The 992-nt window shown below is 64.1% G+C and carries 2 protein-coding genes; both read right to left on the reverse strand.

Translation table 11 applies throughout. The features are described 5' to 3' along the window. A partial coding sequence (locus tag ACFPIH_RS56295; protein ID WP_381188142.1) for an alpha-amylase family glycosyl hydrolase occupies nt 1-532 on the reverse strand: 532 nt, incomplete at its 3' end. A gap of 35 nt (nt 533-567) precedes the next feature. Then, a partial coding sequence (locus ACFPIH_RS56300) for an alpha-glucosidase C-terminal domain-containing protein (protein WP_381188145.1) occupies nt 568-992 on the reverse strand: 425 nt, incomplete at its 5' end.

The following is a 992-nucleotide window of genomic DNA, read 5'->3' on the forward strand; positions in this document are numbered from 1 at the left end:
AGTACTGCTTGCGGACGGGGTCGAAGGTCCAGTTGGAGGCTTCGGTGTCGACGAAGATGATGCGGGCGTCGGCGTACTGTTTGTCGTCGTCTGCCCACATGTAGTAGTCGCCGTAGGGTCCGTCGGGATCTTTTCTCGATTCCTGGAACCACGGGTGCTGGTCGCTGGTGTGGTTCATGACGAAGTCGATGACAACGCGCATGCCGCGTTGGTGGGCGGCGTCGACGAATTCCACGAAGTCGGCGAGGTCGCCGAATTCCGGGAGGACGGAGGTGTAGTCGGAGACGTCGTATCCGCCGTCTCTGAGCGGGGATTTGAAGAAGGGCGGGAGCCAGAGGCAGTCGACGCCCAGCCATTGCAGGTAGTCGAGTCTGGAGGTGATGCCCTTGAGGTCGCCGACGCCGTCGCCGTTGCTGTCCTGGAAGGAACGGACGAGGACCTCGTAGAAGACGGCCCGCTTGAACCACTCCGGGTCGCGGTCCTTGACGGGAGTGTCCTCGAACGTGTCCGGCACAGGTGAGTTGACGGTCATGGCGGTCTGGAGTCTCCGATCTGCGGTGCTGCGGGTCACCGGACGTGGAACACGTGGGCCGGCGTGAGGCCGGGCTCCAGGCGCACGTAACTGTCCTTGCGCCACGTGTAGGCCTCACCTGTCAGCTCGTCGTGCACCGACAGGAACGCGTCGTGATCCAGGCCGAGTTCCGGCATGTCCAACGAGACCGTCGCCTCCTGGGTGTGCCGGGGGTCGAGGTTGACCACCACGATCACCGTGTCCGTCCCGCTGCGCTTGCTGTACACGAGGACCGAGTCGTTGTCGGCGTGGTGGAAGCGCAGGTTCCTGAGGTGGTGGAGCGCGGGATGGCTGCGCCGGATCTCGTTGAGCCGGGTGACGAGGGGTGCGAGGGTGTTCGCGGTTTCCCAGTCGCGGGGTTTGAGCTGGTACTTCTCGGAGTCGAGGTATTCCTCGCTGCCGGGCTTGAGGGGGGTGTTCT

Origin of the sequence: Streptomyces vulcanius (assembly GCF_042653945.1) — a bacterium.
GTDB lineage: Bacteria > Actinomycetota > Actinomycetes > Streptomycetales > Streptomycetaceae > Streptomyces > Streptomyces mangrovi.